General features: G+C 71.7%; 28 protein-coding genes and 1 pseudogene. 12 read left to right on the forward strand and 17 right to left on the reverse strand.

Annotated elements, in window-relative coordinates; all coding sequences use genetic code 11:
- Positions 1 to 20 precede the first annotated feature (20 nt).
- From ACFW6A_RS27940 to ACFW6A_RS27975, 8 genes are all read right to left on the reverse strand, one after another.
- Positions 21 to 413 carry an RRQRL motif-containing zinc-binding protein gene (locus ACFW6A_RS27940; protein ID WP_386643767.1) on the reverse strand — a complete coding sequence of 131 codons (393 nt, stop codon included), beginning with the start codon at positions 411 to 413 and terminating at the stop codon, positions 21 to 23.
- A gap of 27 nt (positions 414 to 440) precedes the next feature.
- Positions 441 to 680, reverse strand: coding sequence for a hypothetical protein (locus ACFW6A_RS27945; RefSeq protein WP_386643770.1), 240 nt, complete (start codon positions 678 to 680; stop codon positions 441 to 443).
- A gap of 173 nt (positions 681 to 853) precedes the next feature.
- A complete protein-coding gene (locus ACFW6A_RS27950) occupies positions 854 to 1,189 on the reverse strand; it encodes a hypothetical protein (protein ID WP_386643773.1) in 336 nt (111 codons plus the stop codon).
- Between the two features lie 100 nt (positions 1,190 to 1,289).
- Complete coding sequence (locus ACFW6A_RS27955) at positions 1,290 to 1,496, reverse strand: hypothetical protein (RefSeq protein WP_376400353.1); 207 nt, start codon at positions 1,494 to 1,496, stop codon at positions 1,290 to 1,292.
- Positions 1,497 to 1,510: 14 nt separating this feature from the next.
- The gene (locus ACFW6A_RS27960; RefSeq protein WP_386643776.1) at positions 1,511 to 1,969 is read right to left on the reverse strand and encodes a hypothetical protein; all 459 of its coding nucleotides are present in this window, start codon (positions 1,967 to 1,969) and stop codon (positions 1,511 to 1,513) included.
- Complete coding sequence (locus tag ACFW6A_RS27965; RefSeq protein WP_386643779.1) at positions 1,966 to 4,197, reverse strand: hypothetical protein; 2,232 nt, start codon at positions 4,195 to 4,197, stop codon at positions 1,966 to 1,968. The genes ACFW6A_RS27960 and ACFW6A_RS27965 overlap by 4 nt, the downstream gene beginning before the upstream one ends.
- 16 nt (positions 4,198 to 4,213) lie before the next feature.
- Positions 4,214 to 4,606 (reverse strand): hypothetical protein, encoded by a 393-nt coding sequence (locus ACFW6A_RS27970; RefSeq protein ID WP_386643782.1) that lies wholly within the window; start codon positions 4,604 to 4,606, stop codon positions 4,214 to 4,216.
- A gap of 25 nt (positions 4,607 to 4,631) precedes the next feature.
- A complete protein-coding gene (locus tag ACFW6A_RS27975; protein ID WP_376602340.1) occupies positions 4,632 to 5,102 on the reverse strand; it encodes a hypothetical protein in 471 nt (156 codons plus the stop codon).
- A 16-nt stretch (positions 5,103 to 5,118) separates the two neighbouring features.
- Here ACFW6A_RS27975 and ACFW6A_RS27980 point away from each other — a divergent pair, with 16 nt between their 5' ends.
- Positions 5,119 to 5,469, forward strand: coding sequence for a hypothetical protein (locus tag ACFW6A_RS27980; protein WP_386643785.1), 351 nt, complete (start codon positions 5,119 to 5,121; stop codon positions 5,467 to 5,469).
- A 384-nt stretch (positions 5,470 to 5,853) separates the two neighbouring features.
- Here the strand turns inward: ACFW6A_RS27980 and ACFW6A_RS27985 are convergent, their stop codons facing one another.
- The 8 genes from ACFW6A_RS27985 to ACFW6A_RS28020 form a co-directional block, all read right to left on the reverse strand.
- Positions 5,854 to 6,072: a hypothetical protein gene (locus ACFW6A_RS27985; protein WP_190223666.1), complete on the reverse strand. Its 219-nt coding sequence runs from the start codon at positions 6,070 to 6,072 to the stop codon at positions 5,854 to 5,856.
- Between the two features lie 2 nt (positions 6,073 to 6,074).
- Positions 6,075 to 6,722, reverse strand: coding sequence for a hypothetical protein (locus ACFW6A_RS27990; RefSeq protein ID WP_386643788.1), 648 nt, complete (start codon positions 6,720 to 6,722; stop codon positions 6,075 to 6,077).
- A gap of 168 nt (positions 6,723 to 6,890) precedes the next feature.
- Entirely contained in the window at positions 6,891 to 9,170 is a 2,280-nt protein-coding gene (locus ACFW6A_RS27995; protein ID WP_386643791.1) for a hypothetical protein, read from the reverse strand.
- A gap of 67 nt (positions 9,171 to 9,237) precedes the next feature.
- Complete coding sequence (locus tag ACFW6A_RS28000; RefSeq protein WP_386643794.1) at positions 9,238 to 9,603, reverse strand: hypothetical protein; 366 nt, start codon at positions 9,601 to 9,603, stop codon at positions 9,238 to 9,240.
- A 113-nt stretch (positions 9,604 to 9,716) separates the two neighbouring features.
- Positions 9,717 to 10,052: a hypothetical protein gene (locus tag ACFW6A_RS28005; RefSeq protein ID WP_386643796.1), complete on the reverse strand. Its 336-nt coding sequence runs from the start codon at positions 10,050 to 10,052 to the stop codon at positions 9,717 to 9,719.
- Positions 10,053 to 10,342: 290 nt separating this feature from the next.
- A complete protein-coding gene (locus ACFW6A_RS28010; protein ID WP_386643799.1) occupies positions 10,343 to 10,609 on the reverse strand; it encodes a WhiB family transcriptional regulator in 267 nt (88 codons plus the stop codon).
- Positions 10,610 to 10,854: 245 nt separating this feature from the next.
- Complete coding sequence (locus tag ACFW6A_RS28015; protein ID WP_386643802.1) at positions 10,855 to 11,280, reverse strand: hypothetical protein; 426 nt, start codon at positions 11,278 to 11,280, stop codon at positions 10,855 to 10,857.
- A 107-nt stretch (positions 11,281 to 11,387) separates the two neighbouring features.
- Positions 11,388 to 12,272 (reverse strand): hypothetical protein, encoded by an 885-nt coding sequence (locus ACFW6A_RS28020; protein WP_386643805.1) that lies wholly within the window; start codon positions 12,270 to 12,272, stop codon positions 11,388 to 11,390.
- Between the two features lie 339 nt (positions 12,273 to 12,611).
- On the opposite strand from ACFW6A_RS28020, the gene ACFW6A_RS28025 reads away from it, so the two are divergent.
- The 10 genes and pseudogenes from ACFW6A_RS28025 to ACFW6A_RS28070 all read left to right on the forward strand — a co-directional run bounded on the left by ACFW6A_RS28025 (position 12,612) and on the right by ACFW6A_RS28070 (position 22,379).
- Entirely contained in the window at positions 12,612 to 13,370 is a 759-nt protein-coding gene (locus ACFW6A_RS28025) for a GntR family transcriptional regulator (RefSeq protein WP_386643808.1), read from the forward strand.
- Positions 13,367 to 13,954: an ATP-binding protein gene (locus ACFW6A_RS28030; protein WP_030220465.1), complete on the forward strand. Its 588-nt coding sequence runs from the start codon at positions 13,367 to 13,369 to the stop codon at positions 13,952 to 13,954. The genes ACFW6A_RS28025 and ACFW6A_RS28030 overlap by 4 nt, the downstream gene beginning before the upstream one ends.
- 115 nt (positions 13,955 to 14,069) lie before the next feature.
- Positions 14,070 to 14,240 (forward strand): annotated as a pseudogene (locus ACFW6A_RS28035) (helix-turn-helix domain-containing protein); the annotation flags it as partial.
- 219 nt (positions 14,241 to 14,459) lie between these two features.
- Positions 14,460 to 15,500, forward strand: coding sequence for a DNA-binding protein (locus ACFW6A_RS28040; RefSeq protein ID WP_386643996.1), 1,041 nt, complete (start codon positions 14,460 to 14,462; stop codon positions 15,498 to 15,500).
- Between the two features lie 4 nt (positions 15,501 to 15,504).
- Positions 15,505 to 16,185: a RibD family protein gene (locus ACFW6A_RS28045; RefSeq protein WP_386643812.1), complete on the forward strand. Its 681-nt coding sequence runs from the start codon at positions 15,505 to 15,507 to the stop codon at positions 16,183 to 16,185.
- Entirely contained in the window at positions 16,185 to 16,649 is a 465-nt protein-coding gene (locus ACFW6A_RS28050; protein ID WP_386643815.1) for a deaminase, read from the forward strand. The genes ACFW6A_RS28045 and ACFW6A_RS28050 overlap by 1 nt, the downstream gene beginning before the upstream one ends.
- Positions 16,650 to 16,765: 116 nt before the next feature.
- Complete coding sequence (locus ACFW6A_RS28055; RefSeq protein ID WP_386643818.1) at positions 16,766 to 17,032, forward strand: helix-turn-helix transcriptional regulator; 267 nt, start codon at positions 16,766 to 16,768, stop codon at positions 17,030 to 17,032.
- A gap of 859 nt (positions 17,033 to 17,891) precedes the next feature.
- Positions 17,892 to 20,480, forward strand: a complete 2,589-nt coding sequence (locus tag ACFW6A_RS28060; protein WP_386643821.1) for a hypothetical protein — start codon at positions 17,892 to 17,894, stop codon at positions 20,478 to 20,480.
- On the forward strand, positions 20,477 to 21,319 hold the full coding sequence (locus tag ACFW6A_RS28065) for a DciA family protein (protein ID WP_386643824.1): 843 nt from the start codon (positions 20,477 to 20,479) through the stop codon (positions 21,317 to 21,319). Before ACFW6A_RS28060 ends, ACFW6A_RS28065 begins: the two co-directional genes overlap by 4 nt.
- A 313-nt stretch (positions 21,320 to 21,632) precedes the next feature.
- A complete protein-coding gene (locus tag ACFW6A_RS28070) occupies positions 21,633 to 22,379 on the forward strand; it encodes a DUF5131 family protein (RefSeq protein ID WP_386643827.1) in 747 nt (248 codons plus the stop codon).
- A 52-nt stretch (positions 22,380 to 22,431) separates the two neighbouring features.
- Here the strand turns inward: ACFW6A_RS28070 and tcmP are convergent, their stop codons facing one another.
- Positions 22,432 to 23,559 (reverse strand): three-Cys-motif partner protein TcmP, encoded by a 1,128-nt coding sequence (tcmP, locus tag ACFW6A_RS28075; protein WP_386643830.1) that lies wholly within the window; start codon positions 23,557 to 23,559, stop codon positions 22,432 to 22,434.
- Between the two features lie 248 nt (positions 23,560 to 23,807).
- On the opposite strand from tcmP, the gene ACFW6A_RS28080 reads away from it, so the two are divergent.
- A complete protein-coding gene (locus ACFW6A_RS28080; protein WP_386643833.1) occupies positions 23,808 to 25,451 on the forward strand; it encodes a hypothetical protein in 1,644 nt (547 codons plus the stop codon).
- Positions 25,452 to 25,467 lie beyond the last annotated feature (16 nt).

The raw sequence follows: 25,467 nt of genomic DNA on the forward strand, positions 1-25,467 counted from the left end.
AGCCGACGCTAACCTGGGCATCAACTGCAGCTCAGCGAGTTGGCGCGGTGCGAAATGTGTTGCATGCGATGGAATACGGCAGCCTGGATGCAGTGGAAGTAGCGTCGGCGGCAGGTGCCGCAGGTCTGGCGGGCGGCCATCGCGGCGTCGAGCGGGGCCTCCTTGGCGAGGGTCATCGGGAACTTGGGCCTCGCCAGGTCGATCCGGTACAGCCACGCGAACCGCCGACCGCCGCGGCACTCGATACGGGCGACGGGCTCCTGGCCGCCGGGGCGCAGGCCCATCTCCCGCAGCTGGCGGCGGGTGGCGAGCCCGGGGCCGGCCTGGCGCCACCGGAAGACCGGCAGCGAGCCGTCGCCGGGGTCGTGCGGGTCGATGTCGACCAGGTCCTCGTCAGTCTCGTGGGCGTACACGGGTGCCTCCCCGGAGTGGGCGGGCGGTCAGTGGGGGAGCGGGGCGGAGTTCCTCGTCGCGGCGACGGTGAACTGGCCGTCACCGGTCAGGGCGTCGGCAAGGCGGGTGGACAGCTCGGTGTCCTCGGTCCTGAGGAGCTCCAGGGCCTGGGTGATGCGGTACTCGGCGGCCAGGCGGCCGCGCTCCTGGCTGGCGGCGCGGTCGTGGAGCTCCTGGACGTGGGTGTGGAGCTCGCGGAGGGTGCGGGTGCGAATCAGACGGAGCATCGGGGTCTCCCGAGGGGCGGTGGAGCAGGGCGGGAAGTGCGGCGCCCCGCCGACCGGGGGGTCTGCGGGGCGCGGGTGGTGGCCGGTCGGCCTGTCCGGTCACCGGGACCGGCCGCCGCCGAGGAACGGGGCGGGCCGGTGCCGGTGGCCGGGCGGGTCGGTCGGTGCCGGTGTCAGAGGGCGGCGGAGACGACGAGGACGATGAGGGCGGCCGAGCCGCCGATCAGGAGGGCGGCGCCGGCGCTGGCCCACCAGTAGTGGCCCAGCGTCTTCTCGTCGCGCAGGTCGCTGAGGCCGTCGGCGATGCGGGCATGGAGAACGGCGAGCGGGGACAGGGCGGCGTACCAGCGGCCCAGGCGGTCTATCTCGCCGGCGAGTTCGTCGTCGGGGAAGTGGCCGCCGTGGACGGCCTGGCGGTGGGCGTCGCCTTCGGCGTCGAGGTCGTCGGGGTGGAGGACGACGGGGCTGGTGGTGCGGCAGATGGTGCAGCGGTAGCGGTAGCGGCGCACGGTGGCGGTCTCCCGAGGGGGCGGTGTTCGGGCAGGGAACGGCGACGCCCCGCCCGGAAGGAGGTTCCGGGCGGGGCGCTGGGCCGAGCTGTGCGGTGTGTCAGGTGTTGATCTGCCTGCGGACGTCTGCGACGAGGCGGAGGATCTCGGTGGCCATGTCGCTGATCGTCTGGAGCTGCCTGTCGATGTCGGCCGGGTCCGGGCCGGTGAACGAGAACGAGCGGCCGTCATCTTCCGGCTGTGGGTCGGTGAAGGAGAACGAACGGCCGCCGCGGTCCGGCTGCGGGTTGGTGAACGAGAACGACACGGGCAGCTCCAGCGTCAGATGTTCAGGTGGTGGGCCCGCCGGATGGCGGCCTCCCACACGCTACGCACCTCCGCTCCGCTGTGGCAGTCGTTCCAGGACGGGATGGCCTCCCACTTCTTGCCGTGCTGGCGCCGGGCCTCGTCCAGCAGGAGGTTCCCGGCGTCGCAGTAGGCCGCGTTGCGGGAGCCGGCCGCGGCGCGCAGGGCGCCGATGGAGCAGCGGGCGCCCTCCGTGTTGATGAGGGAGTACCTGGTCCAGCCGTGGGTGTCGAGGAAGTTGAGCGCGTCGGTGAGGACCTTCTCGACCGGGCCGGTCAGGCGCATCGGCAGGGTGGCGGTGAGGGGAACCGCCGCGAGGGCGGCGGGGGCGGCGGGTTCCGGAATGGGGTCGGGGTCGGGGTCCAGGAGCTGGAACGCCTTCTCGTACAGGTCCTGGTCGACGGGGGTGAAGTCGGTCTTCGTGTGGGTGTTCATGCTGCCCTCCACAGGCCGCTCTCGTTGATGACCTTGTTCTGCTTCTTCAGCTCGGACAGCCGCGGCTTGACGCGAGTGGCGGGGATCTCGAGCTTGCGGGCGATGGTTTCGGCGGTCATGGGGATGGAGTGCTCCTGGAGGAGCTCGAGGATGCGCGGCTTGATCAGCTCCTGTCCCTCGGGGGCCGCCGGTGCTCCGCCCGGCCGGGCGGGCCCGGGGACGGCGTGGAGACCGGCGGGGTTGTGGTGGGCCGCCGGCTCCTGCGAGGAGGAGGCGGCTTCGGCGGCGGCGAGGAGGTCGGCGAGGCTGCCGACCAGGTTCTTGCCGCGCTTGTCGACCATCCGCGTCTGGGCGATGGCGTCGCGCTCGCGCCAGGCGTCGCAGTCCTCGATCCCGACCGGCCGCTCGCCCCCGGCCAGGGAGACCGGCGGCACGTCCAGGTGCAGGGAACGGAACTGCACGGCCTGGCTGCCGGGGGTGAGGAGGTAGCCCAGGCCGAAGGTGCCGTCCTCGGGAGCGGCGGCGGCCTCGGTGGCCAGGCCGGACATGTCCCGGTCGGCGACCTTGGCGTACTGGCCGGGCCACTGCGAGGGGATCCTCGACAGGTCGAGGCCCTCCGCGCCCTCCACCGCGTTCGTGCCGACCAGGGAGCCCTGGCCCTTGGCGCAGCGCAGGAACACCGCGCCGCCGCCGATCAGCAGCTGGGATCGGATGACCGTGGAGTTGCCGAGGTCTTCGGCGAGCGGGGTCTGGGTGGCCAGCACGACGCCGATGCCCCGCTTGAGGGAGCGGCGGGTCAGCTGCTCCACGATCGCCTTCGCCTCCTCGGCGTAGGGCGAGGAGGCCGACAGCAGCATGTGGGCCTCGTCGATGATGACCAGGGCCAGCGGGTCGGTGAACGGGAACGCCGGGCTGCGGTAGCGGGATTCGCGGTCGAGGAGCATCGCGTAGGCCAGGCGCAGCGCGCCCATCGCCTCGTCCAAGCCGTCCCCGAGGTAGGCCGAGAGGGAGGCGCCGGCGATGGTCCCGGCCTGCGGGGAGGCGAGGATCACCGCGATGCCGGAGAGGTGGGCGGAGAGCAGGATCTGCTCCAGCAGCCCCGACTTGCCCGAGCGGGAGCCGCCGACGAGGTAGAGGTGGCGGGCGCCGGAGCCGGGCTGGGCGAGGGGCAGGAGCGCGGGGCGGCCGTCGACGTAGGTGCCGGCGCGGATGTAGCCGCGGGAGTCCATCGCCAGCTCGTCCAGGACCGAGGAGAGCATCGTGCCGTGCATCAGCGCATGCTCCCTCATCACCCGGATCCCCATCTGCGACGGCTTGTCGCCGGGGGCCAGGGCGATCTGGATCGTCTCCAGGTCCAAGTTGCCCGCGAGGTCCTGGAGGTTGACGGTGCCGATCGCCTTGCGGTCGCGGGTGGCGATGCCTTCCCAGTCCAGCGGCCCGTCGTAGCGGGTCAGGGTCAGGGTGGTGCCCGGCATCGCGCCCTCCGGGGCGCCGACGTACGCGGCCCACAGCTCCTCGGGCGTCGTGGGGGCCCCGGCCGCGATCTGCGGCTGCTCCGCCGGCACCTTCAGGTGCACGGTGACCGGCAGGGCGTTCGGCGCGTAGTGCTTGGGGTCGCCCAGCTCCACCTGGGAGACGGGGATCTGGTAGACGGAGGCGATGTCGGCGGCCCGGACCCGCACCTGCTGCCCCTGGGGCAGGGTGATGATTCCGGTGAACGCCACGTGGTCGGCGTCGATCTCGAGGCCGAGGTGCTCCAGGTTGGCCCCGGCCTGGATGAGGACGCGGCCCTCGGTCTGGGTCGGGCCGGAGATGTACTCGCGCCACCAGGCGGTGATGAGCTGCGCCTGCGACGTCTGCCCGGTGGCCGCCCCCGTCCCCGCTCCCGCTCCCGCTCCCGTGGTCACGGGGATGAGCTCGGGGGCGGGGAGGTGGCCGGCGAGGTTGCGGTGGTGGGCCAGGGCGGCCGCCCCGGCCGGGACGGCGAGCCCGAGGGCGATCAGCGGGTTCATGCCGGCGGCGAGGGCCTCGCTGGCGGCGATGCCGCAGCCGGTGGTGGTGAGCCCGCACGCGATCAGGGACCGCAGAACGGGGGCGGAGGCGCCGACGGCCCACGCCCCGGCTCCGGCCGCCGCGGCGGCGAGGGCGGACCAGGGGCCGGCGGCGAGTGGCACCACCGCGAGAGCGGCGGGCGCGTACTGGATGAACTGTGCTCGGGTCGGCCCCATGGTCCTTCAATCTCCTTTACTGCTGGGCGTAGAAGCCGGCTTCGGCCATGTCGACGGGGGAGGTGGCGACGGCGTCGGCGATGCCGCCGTGGTCGTTCTCGGTGGTGGTCTTCGCGTCGTCGGCGGCCGCGGAGGCGCTGTCGGCGGCGGAGGTGTAGGCGCCGGCGGCGTCCTTGACGCCGGTCATGGTCAGCGCGGCGTCGGCGAACTCGCTGGTGGTGGCGTCGTCGACGGCCAGCGCCTTCATCGTCTCGGAGGCGTCCAGCATCTGTTCGGCGGCGTCGTCGATGTCGGCGGCGAGCGTGGTGACGGTCTGGGCGTGGGCGTGGACCTTGTGGGTGAGCCAGGCCAGCTTGGTGCGCAGGGCCGCGTAGTTCGCGGCGTCCTTGAGGGTTTCGGTGGCGCTCATGCGGGGCCTCTCCTGTGTCTCTAGGTCAGCGGGCGTTGTAGAAGTCGCGCTCGGCGGGCTTGGTCAGGGGGGAGTCGGCGACGGCGCGGAAGATCCCGCCGTGCCGGGCCTCGGCGTTCGCGGAGGCGGTGCGGCACGCCTCCTCGCCGCCCTGAATCTTGTCGTGCACGTCCTTGGCGGCCGCGGCCTGGAGGTCGAGCTGCTCCTTGAGCACCTCGCACTTGGCGATGAGGTTCGCGCCGACGCCCTTCGCGGTGATGTCGGCGATGAGCGTGTCGCAGTCCGTGGCCAGCTCCAAGGCCTCGTCCATGAGCTCCAGGGCGGTGTCGGTGCTGGCCTGGCACAGGGTGGCCGAGCCGTCGGCGAGGTCGATGACCTGGGTGAGGGTCATGACCTCGCCGCCGCTGTAGGTGCGGGACTTGCCCGCGGCGGTCGTGACGTGGACGCCCTTGTCGTCGACGGTCGCGGCGTGCGGGACGGGCGGGTTGGGCTGCATAGAGGGGTCCTTCCGGATGTGGTCGGGCAGCTTGACGGTGCGGGGCCGCGGAATGGTCCCGGCCGGGGGAACTGCGGACCCCGGCGGCACCGTCACCGGCGGGGTCGTCGGCGGCGGAGTCGTCGGGGGAGGAGGCGCCGTCGGCGGTGGGGGTGCGGACGGCGGCGTCGCCGTGGAGGACGGGGTGCCCGCCGGCGGAGTCGCCGAGGACGGGGTCCCGGTCGGCGCGGTCGTCGAGGACGAGGTCCCCGTCGGCGCCGTCTTCGAGGACGGCTTCCCCTTCGTCGGCTTGCCCTTCGGCGACTTCGCCGCAGAGGGGTCTGCTGAAGGGGAAACGGAAGGCGTCTCGGTCGGCTCCTTGAGGTAGGCCGAGCGCCATCCGTCGCGCAGACCACCGGCCATATGCGCGCCCACCAGAAGACCGTAATGCATTTTCGCCGCGACGTTGTACGGCGTATTTCGGAACGTTTCCGGAGCCCGGGTCGGATTCCATTTCTCTTTTGTTTTAGCGGGGGGTTTTTTGATTCCCGCCTGCTCGTATTTCCCGTGCGTTTTCTCCACGCCGAACACGTAGCTGATGGCGAGGAGCAAGAGCAGTTCCATGACCCTCCCTTCTGTGACTCTGTGTGGTTGAGGTCGGTTACCGGTTACCGGTTACAGGCCCCCAGGAGCGCCGGTTCGGGCCCTCCGGCGGGGGGTTCGAGGGGTCTCTGGGGGCTGTAACCGGTAACCGGTAACCGGGCTTGCTCACTCAGCGCGACCCGGAGCCGATGTTGTTCACGGTCGTGTTCGCCGTGTTGAACACGGACTCCAGCGTGCCGCGGATCGACTCGCTGAACGGCGTGTACGGCAGGAAGATGCCGGAGACGATGAGCATGATGCAGACGACCATCTGCTTCCCCTTGGTCTTCTTGAAGGTGAAGAACAGGGCCCAGCAGAACAGGGCGAGGGCGAAGAACTGAAGCGTCATTTTTACGCACCCTTCTCGAAGGTGAATCCCTTGTTGCTGACGGGGGTTGCCGCGCCCGAACCGGAGGGCGTGGAGAGCTTCTTGTAGGCGATGAATCCGCCGCCGCCGACGAGCGCCACCCACAGCCAGGGGCTGGAGGTGATGCCGCTGCTGGAGCTGGCGCCGGCGGGCTGCTGGGCCCGGGCGGAGGTGCCGCTGAAGACCGGGGCGGGGCACTCGGGGATCCGGGAGATCTCGAAGGAGGACGCCTTGGCGACGGCCGCCGCGCGGTCCTTCATGCACTCGCGGTAGACGGTCAGCTCCCGCTCGTACGCGGCCTTGGCGGTGGCCTCCTCAATCTGGGCCCGCTGCTTGTCGGCCTCGGCCTCCACCAGGGCGTTCGCGGCGTCCTGCTGGGCGCGCGCACGCTCCTGGGCTGCCTGGTCGGCCTGCGCGTTGGTGACGGCGATGACCGTCCCGCACACGGCGACGACGGCGATCGTGCCGCACACGGCGAGGGCCGCGGTGTTGCGGCGCATCCCGTCGACCGCGGTGGAAAACCTCGAGGTCGCGGGCTTCTCCGGGGCCTCGGGGGCCGGGGTCTGCGGGGTCGGAGGCTGGGGCTGGGGGGTCATGAGGCTGAGCTCCTTGTCCCAGTCGATGCCGGACATGACTGATGAACTCCTTCTCGGTGTGGGTCGAGCCCGCCCAGGCATGCCGGAAGCGGGGTCTGATCAGGGGAAACGTGCTGTACTGGTCGTGACTGCTTCCGGCAGTCGCAAAGAGGGCCAGCCCGCTGACTTCGGGCTGGCCCTCCTTGGTGTGTGCCGGACGGTGGGTCAGGTGAGGTGCTTGTCGGCGTCCTCGGGCCGCAGCAGGCCGGCCTCCTTCAGCAGCCGGACCGCGCGGGGCAGGTTGACCGAGAGGTCGGTACGGACGCGGTAGAGGGTGACGTAGCCGTCTTCATCGCGCGGCAGCGCCTGTACGAGCGGGAGGAGTTCGGCGTCCGTACGGGCGGGCGTACCGGGTCGGTCCGTACCGGCTGTACGGCCCGTACCGGCGGTTCCGGTTGCGCGGGAGGAAGCGGTGGTCGTACCGGTACGGCCACCCTGTACGGCGTCGGAGCCGAGCTGGGTACGGACGCTGACCGTGCCGCTGCGCTCCTGTACGGCGGCGTGCGTCGTACCGGTACGCCCCCGGGGCGCCGTACCGGTACGCGCCGCCCCGTCCAGGGGGGTGTGTACGCCGTGTGGACGGTCGCTGTACGGCCTGGTCAGCGCCCCTTCAACCCCGTCGTGGTGCGCGGGGCGGGAAAGGGCGTGTGCCGGGTCCGTACCGTCGTGTCCGGCGCCCGTACCGTCGGCTCCTCCGCCGTTGTTCGCGGCGTACAGGTCGCCGTACGCGGGCTGCGTACGGCCGGACGCGATGCTGTCTGTACCGTTCGTCCGGCGGTGCGTACCGGTACGGGCGGGCGTTCCGCTTCCGCCGTCCGTACCGGTACGGTCCGGCGTACCGGTGGCTGTACTGGACGAGGTGTCCGTACCGCCGTGGCCGTCCGTACCGTCGTTGTGCATGAGGGTGTGTACGCGCCAGATGACGGCCACGAAGATCAGGACGACGAACGTCGTCAGCCACCACGGGGCCGACCCGCCCTCGGGGACGAGGTGCGCCTGCTCGGAGAGGTGGAAGATCACGTTGGCCGACGCCATCAGGATCAGCGCCGGCGCGATGTCCTTCTTGGTGCGGAACGCGGTGACGCAGTAGACGTCGATCGACACCGGCAGGAGCGGGGCGACGTACTGGTTGATGCCGACCATGCGGGCCAGCTCGTACTCGCCGCTGGCGGCGAGACCGACGCCGGCGGCGAGCGCGACCCACGGCGCCGTCTTCCACAGCTTGCCGCCGAGGTTCTGACGACGGCCGCGCCACTTCGAGGCGGCCTTCTTCGCCTCGCGGGCCTCGTTCAGCAGCCGTCGGGCGCGGGCCTCGTCGGCCTGCGCCCGCTCGGTGACAGCCTTCGCCTTGCGCTCGGCCTCGGCGGTGATGCGCTCGGCCTCCTTCTGCGCGGCCGCGCGCAGCTCCTGGGCGACGGTCGTGGCCTCGGTGCGCAGCTTCTCGCGCTGCTGGTCGCACGCCCTCTTCAGCCCGGCGAGCTCCTCGGCCAGGGCCTGGCGCTTGGCCTCGGCGTCGGCGTCGAACTTCTCGCCGAGCTCGCGGAGCTCGGCGCGCAGCTCGGCGCGGGCGGTCTCCGCCTCGGTGTGGGCGGCGGCGACGTGGGCGTCGGCCTCGCGGCGCCGCTCGGCGGCGGCCTGGACCGCGTCCGCGTGCAGCGCCTCCGCCTCGGTGCGCCGGGCGTCGTACTGCTCGGCGGCGGCCTTGGCGAGCTGGGCGTGGCGCTCGCGGGCCTGCTCGACCTCGGCCTGGGCCGCGGCGAGCAGTTCGTCGGCCTCGGCGCGGGCGCGGGCGAGGATCTGCCCGGCCTCGGTGCGGCGGGTCTCCACCAGGGCGCCGATCTCGGTGAGGTCGGCCTCGGCCAGGCGCCGCAGCTCGGCGACCGCCGTCGCGGTGGCCTGGTGGTCGGCGGCGGCGAGCTCGGTCAGCTCCGCGACCTGCGCCCGCGCCTGGGCGAGGAGCTGGTCGGCGCGGGTCTGGGCCTCGGCCAGGAGCCGGTCGGCCTCGCCACGCAGCTGCTGCGCCTCCTCGCGCGCCGTCTCGGCCTCGGTGGTGGCCGCCGCCCGCTGGGCGGTGGCTTCCTCCTGGGCGCCGGCGGTGACGGCCTCGGCGCGGGTGCGCGCGTCGGCCAGCAGGGCGGTGGTCTGCTCGTGGGTGTCGGCGACGGTGCGCGCCGCCTGCTCCTCGGCCTGGGTCTGCAGGGCGAGGGACTGCTCGCGGGCGGTGTCGATGATGTCGGCGGCTCGGTCGCGGGCGTCCGCGACCCGGGCCAGCGCCACCCAGTCCGTCTCCGGCGCCACCGTCGTCTCCGTCTCGGAGACCGGCGCCATCTCGGAGAGCGGCGCCGGGGCGGGGGCGGGCAGGGTGGAGGCGGCGGGCTTCACGGCCGTCGTGGCCGGCGTCTTGGTGCGGGCGGTGGCCCTCTTACGGGTTCGGTTGGCGGCCACGCCGCCTCCTTCCAGGTCGGGTGCCGCCCCGGGAGGCCGGGGCGGCGGTGGTACTCGGTGGGTGGGGTCAGTCGCGCGGGGCGGGCAGCTCCGGCTGGCCGTTCGCGGTGGCGTGCTGCTGGGTGAGCCAGGCGAGCGCGGCCGCGGTCATGTCGTTGGCCGCGCCGTCGGCGTGCAGCGGGGCGGTGTCGATGTCGCGCATCGCGTCGACGGCGGGCAGCAGCCGCATGTAGTCCGGGTCCGCCTGGGAGACCTTGCGCCGGGTGTTCAGGCAGACCAGGTCGTAGCCGCCGCTCAGCCAGCCGTACTCGACGCGGCAGACGAAGGTGTGGTCCGGCTTACCCGCCCAGAACAGGCTCGGGTCGCGGAACAGGACGTGGTCGCCCGCCTTGAACTTGGTCGACTCAGTAGTGCTTCGGGCCTTGGCGTGCATCCAGCTCTCCTCGCAGGTCGTGGTGGTCCGGGCTGTCCGGCTCCCCTCGGCCCCGTCCGTACCGGCACACGGGCCGGGACGGGCGGGGGAGGCAACCGACAGGCGGGGAAGGGTCACTCGACGCCGACGAAGCGGAAGGCCGCGAAGGCGGTCGTGCGGGGGTCGGCGGTGGCCTGGACGATGCGGTCGGCCTCGTCGACGTCGCCGCGGTTGACGGCGTCGGCCGCCGCCCGGGCCGCGTCCCAGTCGATGCCCGTCGGCGCCGCCGGCGTCTCGGCGGGGGCGGGGCGGTGGAGCCGGGCGCGCAGCGTGCGCCAGGCCCGGCGGAGCGGGCGGGCGCGGCGGGCCCGGGTGACCCGGGCGGCGGCGTCGCGGTGCCCGAGCTGGTGGAGGATCTGCTCGGATTCGTAGTCGGCGGCGGTCCAGCCGTCGCGGCGGATGGTGCGCATGGTGCCTCCTGGAGACGGGCGTCGGCTCCAGCCGATGCCCGGTAGAGGGCGTGAGGAAGGCCGGCGACCCGTCAGGCGGGCCGCCGGTGAAGGCGCGTGCGGTCAAGCGGGAAGGGATCTGGGTCGGGCTCCCGGCCGGCGGTCACGGTGGCCGGGAGCCCGACTGTCGGCGGAGCGACGCTCGGTGTCGGGTCAGCACCTCTGGCAGGAGGGGGTGTCCCACCAGCAGCTGCACGTGGGGCACTGCCACAGGTGCCGCAGGGGCGCGGTCAGGACGGCCAGGAAGGTCTTCATGCCGCCGTCCCCTGTCCGTTGCGGGCGCGGTTGCGGGCGGCGCGGCGCTTCATCGCCCGCCGCTCGTTCTCCGCCAGGCCGCCCCAGACGCCCTCGTCCTGCCCGGACTCCAGCGCCCACTGCAGGCACGCCTCCATGACGGGGCAGCGGCGGCAGACGGACTTGGCTTCCTCGATCTGCAGCAGGGCCGGACCGGTGTTGCCGATGGGGAAGAACAGCTCGGAGTCCTCGTCGCGGCAGACCGCGTTGTGGCGCCAGTCCATGGGGGTCACCGTCCCGAGCGGACGCGGCGCAGGGCCTCGTCCATGTCCGTGTCGGAGTCGCCGTTGTTCCGTGCGATGCTGTTCTGCATCAGGTCCTCCATACAGGTCCTGGACAGCCTCGGGGGCCCAATCCCCGGGGCTGTCGTTGTGTTGGCGGGTCGTACGACCGGCCACGACCAGCGGCCACCCCCTTGGTGCAGTAGGGGGTGGCCGTTGATCGTGGGCGTCCATCCGGTGCCGGTGGGTCAGGCGGCGGCGTACTCAGGGCGGCATCCGGAGCGGATCGTCCGGCGCAGCCGAGCGGCGTGGGGGAGAAGGACGTCGACCAGGCGCTCGCAGACGCGGGCGGTGATGGTCGGGTCGGTGGCGAGGATGTCGCGGCCGGCGTCGACGCGGGCGGCGATCTCCGCGCCGTGCGCGAGGGCGAGCTCGTGGCGGCGGTCGGGCGGGACGGTCAGGACCGCGGCCGCGTACCGGCGCATCTCCCGGGCGGTGCCCGCGGGCTCGTACATCTCCAGCGGCGTACCGAAGGCGACGTCGAGGCCGATCTCGGCGTCGGTGAGGTCGGTGGGGAGCGGGATGTCGAGCTCGTCCAGGAGCGCGAGCGTCTCGGCGTCGAACACCTCGCCGCTGCTGGGCCGGTGGGACGTCAGGGGCAGAGTGGCGGGCATCGGAACCTCCAGGGTGCGGTGAGTGGGCAGGGACGGGAGCAGACGGCCCCGGCCTCGGCCCCCGCGCGGTGCGGGAGCCGAGGCCGGGGCCGGGTCGGTGGTGCGGGTCAGGCCGCGAGAGCGGGCTTGCGGCGGCGGGCGCCGAAGACGGGCTTGCAGCGGGCGGTGTACGCGGCGGCGGTCTCGCCCGGGGCCGGGGTGGGCAGCGCGGCCCGGACCGCGGCCACCAGCTCGGTGTGCGTGGACTGGTCGTCCGGGGTCAGGGGGCGGCGCCAGAGCGTGGCCAGGTGCGTGTAGGCGACGCGGGCGAGGTGCTCGTCGAGGACGTCGCTCGCGAAGCGGCCCGGGGCGGCGTCGGCCAGGACGCGCAGGGTGCCGGCGGCCAGGGCCTGGACGGAGCTGTCGTCCCGGGCGTTCTGCCGGGGCATGGCCGGCAGGGCGCCGGCGGGTCCGTCGACGGCCCGACCGCGCGTGGTGGGGAGCGCGTCGGCGGGAACCGCGCGGGCGGCGTCGGCCTGGCGAGCGGCGGGAACTGCACGCTCCCACTGGGCTCGCCGGTCGGCGGGCCGCTCCTGGGGCCGGGCGACCTTGAGGGTCTGGACGGTGGCGCGGCGGTGACGGGTCAGGTCGACCGCGAGGCGCTCCTCGCGCGCCCACTCCTCGTACTGGCGGCTCCAGGTGGCCGGGGTGATGTCGACGTCGACGAGGCGGTTGCTGGAGCTGCAGCGGATCGCGGCGTCGACGCCGGCCCGGCCGGTGTGGTGCGGGACCGTCTTGAGGAGGTAGGTGCCGCGGTGGGGGGTGACGGGCACCCAGGTTTCGCACTTCGGGCAGACCAGCGAGATACGGCGCTTCTGGGTGGACTCGACCCGCCGCATGTCGATGTGACCGGGCGACAGGGTCGACAGGACGATCGGGGCGAGGGGACTGACGCGGGAGGTACGGGTGCGGCCCCGGCGCTTGGCGGCCTTGGGCATGGCGAGCTCGGACATGGCGACTCCTCGGCAGGAGAAGGGGAGGGAGGGGGTGCACGGGGCGGATGCCTTCTCCACCCACCAGGCCCACGAGCCAGAGGCCCGCGTCCCGGCGGATAGACAGCGCATCAGCGCTGAGGTCGTGCAAGCAGTTCCGCCGGCCGGGGGGTTTGGTCTTGGCTACCGCCTCCGGCCACCTGCCCGACTCCGAAGAGACGAGCTGCAGAAACTGCGGTGGTGCGACTACGCGGTGTTCCCGGAGGATCACCGCCTTACCTACATCAGGTTGCCTCAGGTACCCTCAGGTGTCAAGCGGTATAGTGAGGCACCTAGACGGAAGAGAAGGGGCGAGGCGACATGCCAGGGCAACCGCGGGCCGACAACCGGCCGCCATACGCGCGCATCGCAGGTCACTACCGCGACCTCATCAGCTCTGGGGAGCTGGCGCCGGGCGACCTGCTGCCCAGCATCCGCGCCCTGGCAGATCAGTGGCAGGTCAGCACCGCAACGGCCGACCGCGCCATGAAACTTTTGCGCGACGAGAAGTTGGTCAACGGCATCCCGGGCGTTGGGACCGAGGTCATGGCGCGTCCCGTGTCGCTCGCCTCCGGATCGGAGCGCCACGATCGGAGTGCCACGACGAAGTCGTCCTGGGGCGTGGGGGAAAAATCCTCCGGCCACACCGCAGGCATGGTGTCGGCTCCCGAGGACGTCGCGGATGCGCTCGGCATCGAGCCTGGTGAGGACGTGATTCGCCGAAGCCGTGTCTACCGAGATGCTCACGGGATCATCTCCCACTCAACGTCCTGGATCCCGGCGGAGTTCGCCCAGGCGCTACCCGAGCTCGCCCGCAGCGAGCGCCTCAAGGGCGGGCTGTCGCTGGACCTCATCGCCGAAGCCACTGGTCGCCACGCCGTACAGCGTGTGGATGAGGAGACGGCACGCATCGCCACCGCCCGCGACCTCGAGCTCCTGGAACTGGAGCCCGACACCGTCGCAGCGATCCTTGTACTGACCGCGCGCTTCTTGGACGCCGACGGCGAGCTACTGGAGTACGGCGTGGACCTAGGGGCCCCCGGCCGCACCCGGCGAACCACGTCCGAGGTCCTGCGGTGACCGGGCCTGCCACCGGCCGCCCGGCTCCCACGCCCCGCGCGATCCTTATGTCGGGTCTGCAGGGCGCGGGCAAGACGACCCTCGCTCGTGCCCTGGAGAAGGCCGGCTTCCGGCGTCTCTGCCCCGACGAGGAGATGTTCCGCCGCTACGGCCACTACGGCCGGGACTTCCCCCGCGGACAGTTCAGGGTCAGAGAGGCACCCGTGCTCAAGGACATCGCCCTTGAGCTCAGAGAGCTCCTGGCGGCCGGACACGACGCCGTGGTCGACCACGGCTTCTGGACTCCGGAGGAGCGGGCCCAGTGGGCAGCGACTGTGGTGGGAGCGGGCGGTGAGCCCATTCTGATCTACCTGCCGCTCCCGCACGAGGTGCGCTGGGACCGGATCCGGAAGCGCAACGAGCAATCGCTGATCGACGCGAACTCCATCGAGTTCAGCGAGGAGGACCTCCTTCGGCATGCGGGACGCTTCTCCCCGCCGACCGACGACGAGCCGCACCTCGTGTACGACGGCAATCCGGACAGCGTCCTCGCCTTGCTCCGCCGCGCGCAGCAGCCGGATGCGGATGGAACCGTAGAACATTGAGCCTCCCGAGTCGGCGGACCGTTCGTTTCGGTTCTAGGTCCGCCACACTCGGGAGTTCCAGATCTGACATGTGGCCGGATCATCTGGCCACACAGGCCACGAGGTTGGGGGCGGGATGGCACAAAAGCCGAGGGAGCTGACGCCCTGGGTGTCGCCCTTGCATAACTGGGGGTACCAGCTGCGGGAGCTGCGGACCTCACGGGGCCTGAGCCTTCGCGAGCTCGGCAAGATCACTCGTATCGACCACAGCCACCTGGGACGATTCGAGCGAGCGGAGCGAACGCCCGACCGGTCGCAGGCCGTGGTCCTGGACGACAAGCTGGACGCCAGCGGCATGCTGCTCCGCCTGTGGGAGCGGATCGGTGACGAGCGTGGCCATGTGGCCAATCCCCCGTCCCATGTGGCCAGATCATCAATGGACCTAGCTTTCGCCAGGGCCGACCAGGCAGCGTCGGACGAGGGGATCTCGGTCCCGTGTCGTCTAGCTGATGGGTCGGTGATTTGGGTGGCTCTGAATCGGCGTGCGCTGCTGCGCACCGGGATGGGGCTCGGGGCTGCGGCCGCGGTCGGCGTCGGTTCGCCGGCCTTCGCGGACTCCGGTGCCGTTCCCAGTCTGGTCCGCAAGGCCCGGGCCGCGTACGCGTACGGTTCGACGCCGGTGGAGCACCTGCGTCGCACCCGCCGCCTGCTGATCGACAACGACAACCTGCTGGGACCCCGGCACGCCGTCGCCGCAGTGCGCGACCACATCCAGGTCATCCAGGAGCTGCGCCGGGACGCGAAGGGCGCCGACCGGCGGGACTTGATGGAGCTCCAGACGCAGTACGGCGAGTTCCTGTCCTGGCTCTACCAGGACCTGGGCAACCCGCAGGCGGCGTCGTACTGGCTGGACCGGGCTATGCAGTGGTCCCACACCGTCGGTGACAACGACCTGACCACGTACGTCATGGCCCGCAAGGCACAGCTGGCCGGCGACACAGCCGACCTGGTCGACGTGGTCGACCTCGCCGAAGCCGCCCAGCGCATGGCCCGTCCGCGCAGCCGCCTCGCCGCCGTCGCACGCACCTACGAGGCGTACGGACACGCGCTGCGCGGTGACGCAGACGAAAGCGAGCGGGCAATCGACGACGTCCGCAACGCCCTCGATGGCACCGCTGCCGACCCCACCCCGTGGGGCGTGTGGCTGAACGCCTCGTACGTGGAGGTCCACCGCGCCCAGGGCCTCGAGGCCCTCGGCAAGCACGACCAGGCCGCGGACGCGTTCGGCGCCGCCATCCAGCTGATGCCGGACGGCTACCACCGCGACCGGGGCGTCTACATGGCGCGGCAGGCCGTGGCGTTGGCCGGCGCCCGCGACCCAGAGCAAGCCGCCGCCCTCGGGATGCACGCGCTGACCGTCGCGGAGGACACTGGCTCCGGCCGGATCACGAACGAGCTCGTCCGGCTCGACAAGGCCCTGATCCCCTGGCAGCGCGAACCGGCCGTAGCTGAGTTCCGCGCCACCTTCGACTCCACCCTCTTCCACGAGACCGAAACGGAAGCCTGAGCAGATGACTGCCCGCCCGTACGTTCTGCTGTCCGCCGCCATGTCGGTCGACGGCTACCTGGACGACACCAGCTCCGAGCGGCTGCTGCTCTCCAACCCCGAGGACTTCGACCGCGTCGACCAGGTCCGCGCGGAGTCCGACGCCATCCTGATCGGCGCGACCACCATGCGCCGGGACAACCCGCGCCTGTTGGTCAACAGCGACGAACGCCGTGCTCAGCGCGTCGCCGACGGCAAGCCGGCCTACCCGCTCAAGGTCACGGTCACCCGCACCGGCGACCTCGCCGCCGACCTGAAGTTCTGGCACCACGGCGGCGACAAGTTGGTCTTCACCGTCGACAGCGGGGTGGAAAAGGTCCGTACGACGCTTGGGGACCTCGCTGACGTCGTCAGCGTCGGGCCCGACCTCGACTGGGGCCTGGTCCTCGATGAGTTGGGGCGCCGTGGCGTCGGCCGGCTCATGGTGGAGGGCGGCGGCACGATCCACACCCAGCTCATGGCGCAGAACCTGGCCGACGAGGTCCACCTCGCCGTCGCGCCGCTGCTCGTGGGCCAGGCAGACGCCCCGAAATTCCTGGGCGCCGCCGACTACCCGGGTGGGTCGACCTCCCGGATGCGTCTGCTGGAGGCCCGCGCGATCGGCGACGTCGTGCTGATGCGCTACGCCCCGAAGGAGCGCGGCTGATGTACGTGCCCGACCGAGACGAGGACCTCCGCTGGATGCGGCGCGCGATCGGCCTCGCCGCGCTGTGTCCCCCGGCCGACGGGGCGTACTCGGTGGGCGCGGTCATCGTTGCCGAGGACGGCACCGAGCTCGCAGCCGGCTACTCGCGCGAGACCGATCCGCGTGAGCACGCGGAGGAGGCCGCCCTCGCGAAGCTCCCGGTGGGCGACCCGCGGCTGGCCACGGCGACGATCTACTCGTCCCTGGAGCCGTGCTCCCAGCGGAGCGCGGATCGTACTCCGTGCACGCAGCGGATCCTCGAAGCCGGGATCCCGCGCGTCGTCATCGCCTGGCGCGAACCGCCGTTTTTCGTTGCCGACTGCGTAGGGGTCGAGCAGCTCGCCGAGGCGGGCGTGGACGTCGTGGAGCTGCCGGAACTCGCGGAGGCCGCACGCGCCGTGAACTTGCATCTGGGGTTCTCGTGACCGCGCCTGTCCGTGAATTCGGCATCGCCGTTTCGTTTGCGGCAGGCCAGGCGCTTCCCTCGCAAAGATCCAGTGATGTATGTTTTCGTAGAACATCAGATGGGATGGAGGCTGCCATGTCGGATCCGCTGCGTCGCGACGATGCCCTAGTAGATGCTGACACTCTGCCCCCGCCGCACATTCGCCGGCAGCTGCGCATCGCTGCGAACCTCACCCAGGAGGAGGTCGCGGAGGCTCTCGGCGTCAAGCGCCTCGCCGTCGTTGGATGGGAGGCCGGCCGCACGCAGCCCCACCGCAGCAACCGACTGCGGTACGCGGAGTTCCTTCGGAGCCTGGCCAAGGAACACCCGGCCGTTGCCCAGGGAGGTCCGCGTGAGGACTGACCTCGGCCCCGGTTTCGGGTACGCCGACTCCGCCTTCGGTTTCGAGGGGGTCGGGGTGACGTAGCCGCCACCGGCCGCGCGCGCCAGATGAGTGGACGGCAATCCACTTCGGCCTCGCGCGGCCCTTCGCGCCGACCAGATCAACATCCAGGTCGGCTGCCGAGTCTCCGGTTCGCACCCGGCTCTCGGCTCCAGCTCATTGAGCTGGGTTCTACCTCAACAGCAGTACCGCAGTACCGCAGTGACCCCTCGGCAAGGGGGCTGCTGCACAGCAGTTCCGTTCCATCGACCCCGGCAAGGGCCTTTAGAACGCCCGTTCGAATCACGCAAAGGAGAGAAAGGACTCGCCTCTGGTTCTTCGTCCGGTCGCCCGCTCCTCACGGAGTGGGCGCACCCACCTACCTGCTGAAACATCCATCCGGCAATACGCCGGGAGATACAGAGAGGCGGACGTCCTCATAGTGCCCGATCTGGTGTCCCCTGAAAAGTCGAGCGCCGTCCGTTTCGGTGCGATTCGCACGGTTCGTGCGAATCGCGTGACGGAACAGGCGCCCGCAATCCGCCCCTTCGCACCTTTTGGACAGGAAGAAGGTCTTCCTGTAGGAAGCCGTAATCCGACCGGGCCTACCCGGTCGGTGCCCGTCCGCGTCTGCAACGACTTTGCCGATGGCGTCCTCGAGGAGATCGTCCCGTGTAGCGGAACGCGATCCGAAGTCGTTGCCCGCCGTGCGGGAGCGCGGGGGGCAATCCGCGCTGAGCGGACTCTGTCCACAGGTCGTCCGGTCCAGGCTGCCGAGATGATCACTTGCACCGCTGTACTCACAGCCACGTTTCGCCTTCCGACCGCTGCGGGTGCTCGATGAGCGGCATGGCGGCGTCGGCCGCTGTGCTGCCGCGCTCCCGCACGGTGTCCGCCGGCGGGGCCTCGCGTCGTCGGCTTCGGTCGGTGCCGGCGCATGCCGGGCCGGTCCCGAAGCGGGCTGCGGGTCATCCGCTGTCGCTCGGTCGCGACGCGCGTGCGCGTCTGGGCGGTGCGGTGCGCTCTCTCCTGGATGCGGAGGGCCTGGCGGGCACGTCGGACGCAGTACGTCTGGCGGTGCTGGTGCTGGCGTCGCGGACGCCGTCGGAGAACGGTGTGGCGAAGATCCATACCTCGGAGCTCGGCCGGTGGCTGGGGATGTCGGCGTCGTACACGGCGTCCGCAGTGGTGTCGGGGCTGCGCCGCTCGGGCGTGGTGTCGGTGGAGACCGAGAAGGGCGAGTACCACGAGGACATCGGCCTGGAGTGCAAGGTGCTGCCTCTGTGGGCGGCGCAGGACATCGTCGGGCACCCGCTGAACCTGGCAAAGAAGGAGTACGCGACGCTCCAACGGCTGATGGAGGCCGTGATGGCGCCGGGCTGGAAGCACAAGGACGGCCGCGTCACTCCGGCAGGGCTGATCGGTACGCGTACTGGCCGGGGCGCGGCGACGGACCGTCTGGCGCTGCTGCTGCTGGTGCTGGAGGCGCGGGAGTCCGGGCGGGTGCGGCAGTGCGGCGGCACGGTGGACACCAAGCGCGGCCGCGCGGCGGCGACGGTGGCCCGGCTGCTCGGGTGCACGGCATCAGCGGGAGAGCGGGTGCTGGAGCGACTGGAGGCCCGGGAGCTGGTGCTGCGGGTGCGGCTGAAGACGGGCTCGGGCATGCCGAACAGGTCGCGGCTGATGGTGCCGGCGGTCGCCGCCGCGCACGGCCGCACGGCCGCCGATGATGTCCAGGAGGACCGCGAGGAGGACCTGGAGCCCGATTTTTCAGACCCCGACGTTACGGCAGGGCCTAGTGAGGTCCTGAAGGCGGCGGCCGAACCGCAGGTCAGCGGCCCGTCTGTGACGGATGAGCCGGATGTTGCAGACCCCGACGTTGCGGCAGCCCTTCACACTGACCACCCTCACCTGGTTACTCCCGCTGTGGATCTCTCGCTCTCTGGTGGCTTTTCCGGCGAAGGCCGTAAAGGTGAAGGCCGTCGGCCGGGACCTGCATGCGTGCGCGAGGACCAGGCCGTCGACGGCAGGTCCGCCGTTGCCGGATTCGGGAGCCCGGTGGCCGGGGCCGACCCGCTTCGCGGTGAAAAGCCGAAGGAGTCACCGGTCGACGGGCAGGAGCAGGTAGGCGGCGTTGCCGCTGGTGCTGGTGCCCGGCTGACGGTCGTGGGTGGTCGAAAGACGCAGCAGCAGGGGCGGTCGGAGTTTCCGGCCGATCTTGATCTGCGGGTGGCTCTGGCGCCGGTGTCCTGGCTGTGGACGAAGCTGAACCGCTGGCAGCAAGACCAGGTAGTGAAGGCCGCGAAGGCGGAGCTCGCCCAGCTGCGCCAGGTGCTGGAGTGGGCGGGGCAGGCCCCGTCGGTGCTGGCCGCCCGGCTGACGTCCCGGCTCGAGGAGACCGGCGGCGAGGCCCTGATCGCCCGCCCGTACGGCTGGATCACCCACCGCGGGCTGGTGCGCCGGCCGTCGTGCTCGGACGTGCGGTGCGACGACGGCGCCCGGCTCGACACCGGCGCCGACTGCGACAACTGCGACAACGTGCTCCACCTTCGGCGAGCGTGGCGGGTGCGGATCGCGGCCGAGGTCGACCAGGAGCTGCCCGGCCTGGAGACGGACGCCCGTTACCGGGCGATCGAGGCCCGGATGCGCCGTCACACCGAGGCCGAAGCCGCCGACCTGGTGGCCCGTCAGGCCGAGGCCCGGGAGCGGGCGGAGCGGCGTGCGGCGGCTCGTGCCGAGGCCGAGGTGCAGGCCGCAGTCGAGCGGGAGCGGGCGGCGGTCGAGGCGGCGGTCCGGCAGGCCGTGGCGTGCGCGGACTGCGGCCGGGAGCGGTCGGCCGGGCTGTGCGAGGCGTGCGACCACAGGCGGCAGACCGAGGTCCTGATCGGCGAGGCCGGTCTCCTCGCCGCGACCTGGTCGGCCGACCCGACCGACCAGGTCGCTGTCGAGGCCGTCGCCGCCGAGGTCCGTACGGCCATCGAGGACGCCATCGCCGCCTCGTGGGCTCAGTTCCAGCAGATCACCGACCCGGCCGCCCTGGAGGCCGCCGGTCCGGACGTTGTCGAGGACGCCGCCGCGCACAACGCGTTCGTGGTCGCGGAGAGCGCCGCCGGGGAGTACCGGCACGAGGCCCTGGTGATGCTCGGCCGCAGCACGGAGGCCCAGGCCGAGGCCCGCAAGGCGTACGCGACCGAGCTCGCCAAGCCCTGGTTCCAGGCGCTGCCCGACAGCGATGACGCCCAGCGCGCCGCAACCGAGGCCGCCGCGCAGGCGCAGACCCGCACCGCCGAGCACCTGCTCGCCGCACGACTGGGCCAGCTGCACACCCAGGCCCGCCCCGAGCCGGTCCGGCCCGCGCCGTGGTCGCGGCGCCTGCCCGAGCTCGCCGTCCGCCCGCTGGACGGCGAGGCCCTGGAGGTGATCGCGTGAGCACCGTCCCGGAGCTGTCTGGCGTCGACCTCGCCCGCCAGGCCCTGCTCGCCGCCCGGGAGGCGGCGAAGAAGAACGGCGCCCAGACGAAGAAGCCGAAGCGGCGCACCGGCACGGTCCTGCGGCGGGACGGCCGCGAGCCCCTCGGGCTGGGCGCCGCGATCAGCATGATGATGACCGAGCGCGGCCTGGTCGCCCCGGCCGCCGGCGGCAGCGTCCTGGCCCAGTGGCCCGGCATCGCCGCCGCCGTCTCCCCGACCTTGCCCGGCCACGTCCAGGCCACCGGCTACGACCCCGACACCGGCCGCCTCGACCTGCGCCCCGACTCCCCGGCCTACGCCACCCAGCTCCGCCTCCTGACCCCCAGGATCATCGCCACCGCCAACGAACACGTCGGCGCCTCCGCGGTGAAGGCGCTGCGGGTCCTGCCGCCCGGCGCCGTCGACACCGCCCCGCCCCCGGCCGCCGACCGGCCCGCCCCCGGCGCGGCCGCGGTCCCGGCCGGGCCGGTGAAGACCAGGGAGACCGCATCGGCCGGCTACCGCCTCGCCCTCGAAGCGCACCGGGCCGCCGCGCCCGAGCCGTTCTCCGACCCGGCCGCCGAAAGGGTCGCCGAGCGGCAGATCCAGGCGATGCGCGAGCGCAGCCTCCTCGACTTCCCCGAGCCGGCCGAGGACGAGCCTGTCTCCCTTGAGACGGAGCTGCTGCGCCGGCACCGGGCCGCCCTGACTCAGGCAGCCGCGCTGCGCAGAGCACGCGCGGAACGAGCCGCCCGACAACACACCACAGGCCCGTGCCCCGAGGAGCGTGCCGTTTCGTACGAGGAGCCTGCGGCGTGACCTGCGAACGGTCGGAAGGCACGCGCTGGTCACGAGCAAGGCGTCTGCGCACACCGGCACGGGTCGAAGACCTCTTCACCGGGAGGAGGTCGCCTCATGCGGCCAGGCGCCGGCTGAGGGCGGGTCGACCGGGGCTGATCGCAAGCACTAGGTTCGAAACGGAGGTTCGACAGGTGAAGTTACGAGAAGCGATCGAGCGCGTGCGGATACCGGCGTCCACGCCCGGGTGTCCCGTCTCGGAGGGCATCGTTAGGCAGCACACGGGAGCCGCCCTGGGCGGCGCGACCGGGTGTGCGAGGGCAGGAGGAGACCGGTGAGCGACCGCAGCGCGATCGAGTGGACCGAGGCGACCTGGAACCCGACGACCGGCTGCGACCGTGTCTCTTCGGGGTGCGACAACTGCTACGCCTTGACCTTGGCAAAGCGGTTGAAGGCGATGGGAGCGGCGAAGTACCAGAACGACGGCGATCCGCGTACGTCAGGGCCAGGGTTCGATGTCACCCTGCACCCGGATGCCCTGGACGTGCCGTACGGGTGGAAGAGCCCGCGGACGGTGTTCGTGAACTCGATGTCCGACCTGTTCCACGCTCGGGTGCCGCTCGACTTTGTCCGCCAGGTCTTCCAGGTCATGGCCGACACTCCGCAGCACACCTACCAGGTCCTCACCAAGCGGGCCCGGCGCCTTCGGCAGGTCGCTCCGAGGCTGGACTGGCCGAACAACCTCTGGATGGGCGTCTCGGTGGAGACGGAGAAGGAACTCGTCCGAGTCGACGACCTGCGCGAGGTTCCCGCCGCCGTACGGTTCTTGTCCTGCGAACCGCTGCTGGGCCCGTTGCCCGGACTGAACCTGGACGGCATCCACTGGGTCATCGCCGGCGGTGAGTCCGGCCCCAGCCACCGTCCCCTCGAAGAGGGGTGGGTCACTGAGATCCGCGACGCCTGCCAGGACGCCGGCGTCGCCTTCTTCTTCAAGCAGTGGGGCGGCCGTACCCCGAAGGCTGGTGGTCGCCTTCTCGAGGGCCGCACCTGGGACCAGATGCCCCTGCCGGTCGCGGTCTGACCTGCACGACTGTGGTGGCCGGGCCCCGCTTGCTCGGACCCGGCCACCCGCGTCAGACCATCAGGTTCCCGGGCTCGAGGACGATCTCGCGCGTCCGCTTCACCCGCGCTCCGGTGCTCGGGGTCTTGCCCTGCGAGTGCAGGAGCCGTACCGCCTGGCGGACCACCGGCTCGGTCACCTGCCCGTAGTAGGAGCCGAAGACCTCCAGCGTGTGGTCCACCAGCTTGACGCGGTGCTGGGTCCTCGCCAGCAGCTTCTCCAGATTGGCGGCGATCTCCGGGACCGCCTTGGTCTCGATCTCCTTCGGGTCCGGGCGCGTCACCGAGGCCAGGGAGAAGAGGGCATCCTCCTCGCGCTCCTCCAGCGTCTCCCACCATGTCGCCCGCGCACGGGCGACGGCGTCGCCGAACACCCACAGCCCGTACGGACTGCGGGTCGCGAACACCAGCCGGTACACCGCCCGCTTGCGCGGCGAGTGCGACACCGGCACCGACTGCACCAGCATCCCGGTCCGCCGCTCCAGCCGGCGACCGTACTCGGCCGCCACCGCTTCGATGGCATCCTCGGCCGCGCCGTCCTTGTCGTGGGAGGCCACGGCGTCAGCGAAGTACTCCCGCCACCAGGGACCGCCGCACACGTCGTCGAACCGCTGAAGCGACTTCTCGTTGCCGTGCGGGGAGCGGACGTGCCCGCCCAGCCGCCAGACGGCCATCATGCTGAAGTTCATCAGCAGCTCGGTCGGAGGCCACGTCCCCAGCCGCCGGTGGGCGAGTACATCCACCAGCCGGTCCTGCGGGAGGACCAGTCCGCACGGGTCGAGGAAGAGAAACAGCGGTTCCTTGACGGCGCGCTCGACGACCTGGTCGAGTACGCCGTCGACCTCTCCCCGGTGGGCATGGGCCCGCACGCCCTGGGTTCGGTACTGCCGGACGACCTCGTCTAACCGGTCGAACGACTTGCGCTGGGCCTCGGAGAAGAAGCACTCCAGCGTGATCCCGGCGTTCGTCTTCAGTCCCGCGGCCACCTGGAGCGCGATCTCCCCGGACGCCGACTCGCCGTTCGCGTACCGGCCCTCGCCCGCGTACCCGTCCAGGTAGACCACGCGCCGGTCATGCGCCCGCGTGCCCGTCATCCCTCCGAACTGCGGCAGGTACCGCTTGAGGAGATCGTGCTTGAGCACACTGGGCAACGCCTTGTCCGCCCAGTAGCCCCCGCTGGTACCCGACGACATCGCCACCCCCAGATTCCGTGTTCGCCCCATCACAGATGGTGAGGCACAGCGGGGAACCCCGGCAAGAGCCCCAAGGCTGGAGCCTTGCCCAGGTGAGAGCTTCTGCCTCCGCAGACAGCGCGGCGAACAGGGTGATCGGCTGCGGACCCAGCGGGTGTGGTGGCACGCTGAGTTTGTAGGACGAAAGGTGAGGGTTTGTGCGGGGTGACAAGCGGCAGATTCAGACGGCGGTTCTGGGCAGCGCGGACTCGGAAGAGCCGCTGATGCTCCCGCTGGAAGCGATCGAGCTGGACGCCTTCCGCCAACAGCACGAGCACGACACGTTCTGGTGCGGGCTGCTGCTCGGAGGCTGTGGCCTGCAGCTGACCACCAAGCTGTACACCGACCGGGTCTGCCACTTCGCTCACTACCCCGGCCCTGATGGGCACCCTCACCTGTGCGGCCGCAGTGCCCGCGGCGTGGCGAGCGCCGACCATCTGTATGTGAAGGCCGCGGCCGACGCCTGGCTGCGCGCTCGCGGTACGCAGGCCGGCTTCGATTTCGTCCAGCCGGACGGGGTGCCGGTCGGGTCGATCGTCGACATCCAGCTCCCGCACAAGAAACTCCGCGTGCACCTGGACCAGGAGGTGGCGCCGGACTGGGACGCAGAGCACGAACCGGTTCTCGGGGTGTCCATCCCGGTGGACTCCGACACCTTGATCGACCGCTGGTACGTACACCGCATCCGCCTGGACAGCGAAGGCACCGCCCGACGCGTCCGGATCGGCACCGAGGCGTTCGCCCGGCCCACCGAATGGTTCGCCCTGGACGAATGCGAGATCACCGACCGTGGCCTTTCCACCCCGGCGATCGAGCGGATCGTCCAGGCCCGCAGCGCGCCCCCTTCCACCCGGTGGACGCCGGGCAAGAAGCAGCAGGAGCCGGCGCAGGACGTGCAGGCGCACGAGCTGATGCGTCGGCTGCTGTACGCCCGCCGGACCGAGTCCACCGAGCTGGCGGAAGAGGTGTGCCGCGAGATCACCGAACTGTCTGGGGTGAGCCTCCAGCTCCAGCACCAGCTGGACGCTGCCCGGCGCAACGCTCTGGCCTGGGTGAAGAAGGAGACCGATGCCCGTCGGGAGCTGTTCGCCCGCCTGAGCCGGGCGGTGGCCGCTCAGAAGACCGGGAGCGTCAAGGCGCTCCTGGGGGAGATCAAGACGGGCACGCGGAGCGGCCGGACCGAGGAGGAAGAGCATACGGTCCGCGAGGCCACCGCCTACCTGGCCGCCGTCGAGGCGGCCAAGCTCGCGCGCCTGGACACGCTCCTCGAGGACGTCAGCCGTCTCCCGGCGAACGAGGACCCGTGGCGCCTGAAGTCCAAGGTCGAGCAGCTGTTCCAGGTAGCAACCGGCGCCGGCAAGCTCGGGGAGCACCGGCAGGCTCAGCTCGACCTGTGGAGTACGCGCCTTCGGTACCTGCCCTTCCCGCCCCGCCCGGCCAAGCCGTCCAGGCCGCAAGAACGTGTGCCGCTGCACCAGCAGGTCGGCCGCGCGTACTGGACCACAAGGCCGTGCCCCCAGTGCGGAGCGGACCACGGCCAGCAGTGCGTGATCGACGGCGGGCCACATGCCGGCCGCGTACGGGAAGTACCGCACGCCGATCGGCTGCGCCCCGTCATCGACGAACTCCAAGAACAGCAGCAGCAGCATGGGGCCGTCCGGACCGTGTGGCGGGCGTACGACGTGCCCTGCCCTCACTGCGGCCAGGATGCCGGAGCCTGGTGTCTCACGTCTGGCGAGCCCCACTCCGCGCGCTCCAAAGAGGCCAGGAAACTCACCGAGCAGCAAAAGCCCCGTCTCTGAAGGGGGCCGGCCGGGG

The sequence above is a fragment of the Streptomyces sp. NPDC058758 genome (assembly GCF_042746075.1).
GTDB lineage: Bacteria > Actinomycetota > Actinomycetes > Streptomycetales > Streptomycetaceae > Streptomyces.

What these genes read in the sequence shown, in the direction of transcription:
- ACFW6A_RS28045 (WP_386643812.1), top strand. Translation starts at nt 15,505, where the DNA reads ATGACTGCCCGCCCGTACGTTCTGCTGTCCGCCGCCATGTCGGTCGAC.
- ACFW6A_RS27970 (WP_386643782.1), bottom strand. Translation starts at nt 4,606, where the DNA reads ATGAGCGCCACCGAAACCCTCAAGGACGCCGCGAACTACGCGGCCCTG.
- ACFW6A_RS27990 (WP_386643788.1), bottom strand. Translation starts at nt 6,722, where the DNA reads ATGTCCGGCATCGACTGGGACAAGGAGCTCAGCCTCATGACCCCCCAG.
- ACFW6A_RS27965 (WP_386643779.1), bottom strand. Translation starts at nt 4,197, where the DNA reads ATGGGGCCGACCCGAGCACAGTTCATCCAGTACGCGCCCGCCGCTCTC.
- ACFW6A_RS27985 (WP_190223666.1), bottom strand. Translation starts at nt 6,072, where the DNA reads ATGACGCTTCAGTTCTTCGCCCTCGCCCTGTTCTGCTGGGCCCTGTTC.
- ACFW6A_RS27980 (WP_386643785.1), top strand. Translation starts at nt 5,119, where the DNA reads ATGTGGTCGGGCAGCTTGACGGTGCGGGGCCGCGGAATGGTCCCGGCC.
- ACFW6A_RS27975 (WP_376602340.1), bottom strand. Translation starts at nt 5,102, where the DNA reads ATGCAGCCCAACCCGCCCGTCCCGCACGCCGCGACCGTCGACGACAAG.
- ACFW6A_RS28060 (WP_386643821.1), top strand. Translation starts at nt 17,892, where the DNA reads ATGAGCGGCATGGCGGCGTCGGCCGCTGTGCTGCCGCGCTCCCGCACG.
- ACFW6A_RS27945 (WP_386643770.1), bottom strand. Translation starts at nt 680, where the DNA reads ATGCTCCGTCTGATTCGCACCCGCACCCTCCGCGAGCTCCACACCCAC.
- ACFW6A_RS27960 (WP_386643776.1), bottom strand. Translation starts at nt 1,969, where the DNA reads ATGAACACCCACACGAAGACCGACTTCACCCCCGTCGACCAGGACCTG.
- ACFW6A_RS28025 (WP_386643808.1), top strand. Translation starts at nt 12,612, where the DNA reads ATGCCAGGGCAACCGCGGGCCGACAACCGGCCGCCATACGCGCGCATC.
- ACFW6A_RS28055 (WP_386643818.1), top strand. Translation starts at nt 16,766, where the DNA reads ATGTCGGATCCGCTGCGTCGCGACGATGCCCTAGTAGATGCTGACACT.
- ACFW6A_RS28050 (WP_386643815.1), top strand. Translation starts at nt 16,185, where the DNA reads ATGTACGTGCCCGACCGAGACGAGGACCTCCGCTGGATGCGGCGCGCG.
- ACFW6A_RS28020 (WP_386643805.1), bottom strand. Translation starts at nt 12,272, where the DNA reads ATGTCCGAGCTCGCCATGCCCAAGGCCGCCAAGCGCCGGGGCCGCACC.
- ACFW6A_RS28015 (WP_386643802.1), bottom strand. Translation starts at nt 11,280, where the DNA reads ATGCCCGCCACTCTGCCCCTGACGTCCCACCGGCCCAGCAGCGGCGAG.
- ACFW6A_RS28000 (WP_386643794.1), bottom strand. Translation starts at nt 9,603, where the DNA reads ATGCACGCCAAGGCCCGAAGCACTACTGAGTCGACCAAGTTCAAGGCG.
- ACFW6A_RS28005 (WP_386643796.1), bottom strand. Translation starts at nt 10,052, where the DNA reads ATGCGCACCATCCGCCGCGACGGCTGGACCGCCGCCGACTACGAATCC.
- ACFW6A_RS28010 (WP_386643799.1), bottom strand. Translation starts at nt 10,609, where the DNA reads ATGGACTGGCGCCACAACGCGGTCTGCCGCGACGAGGACTCCGAGCTG.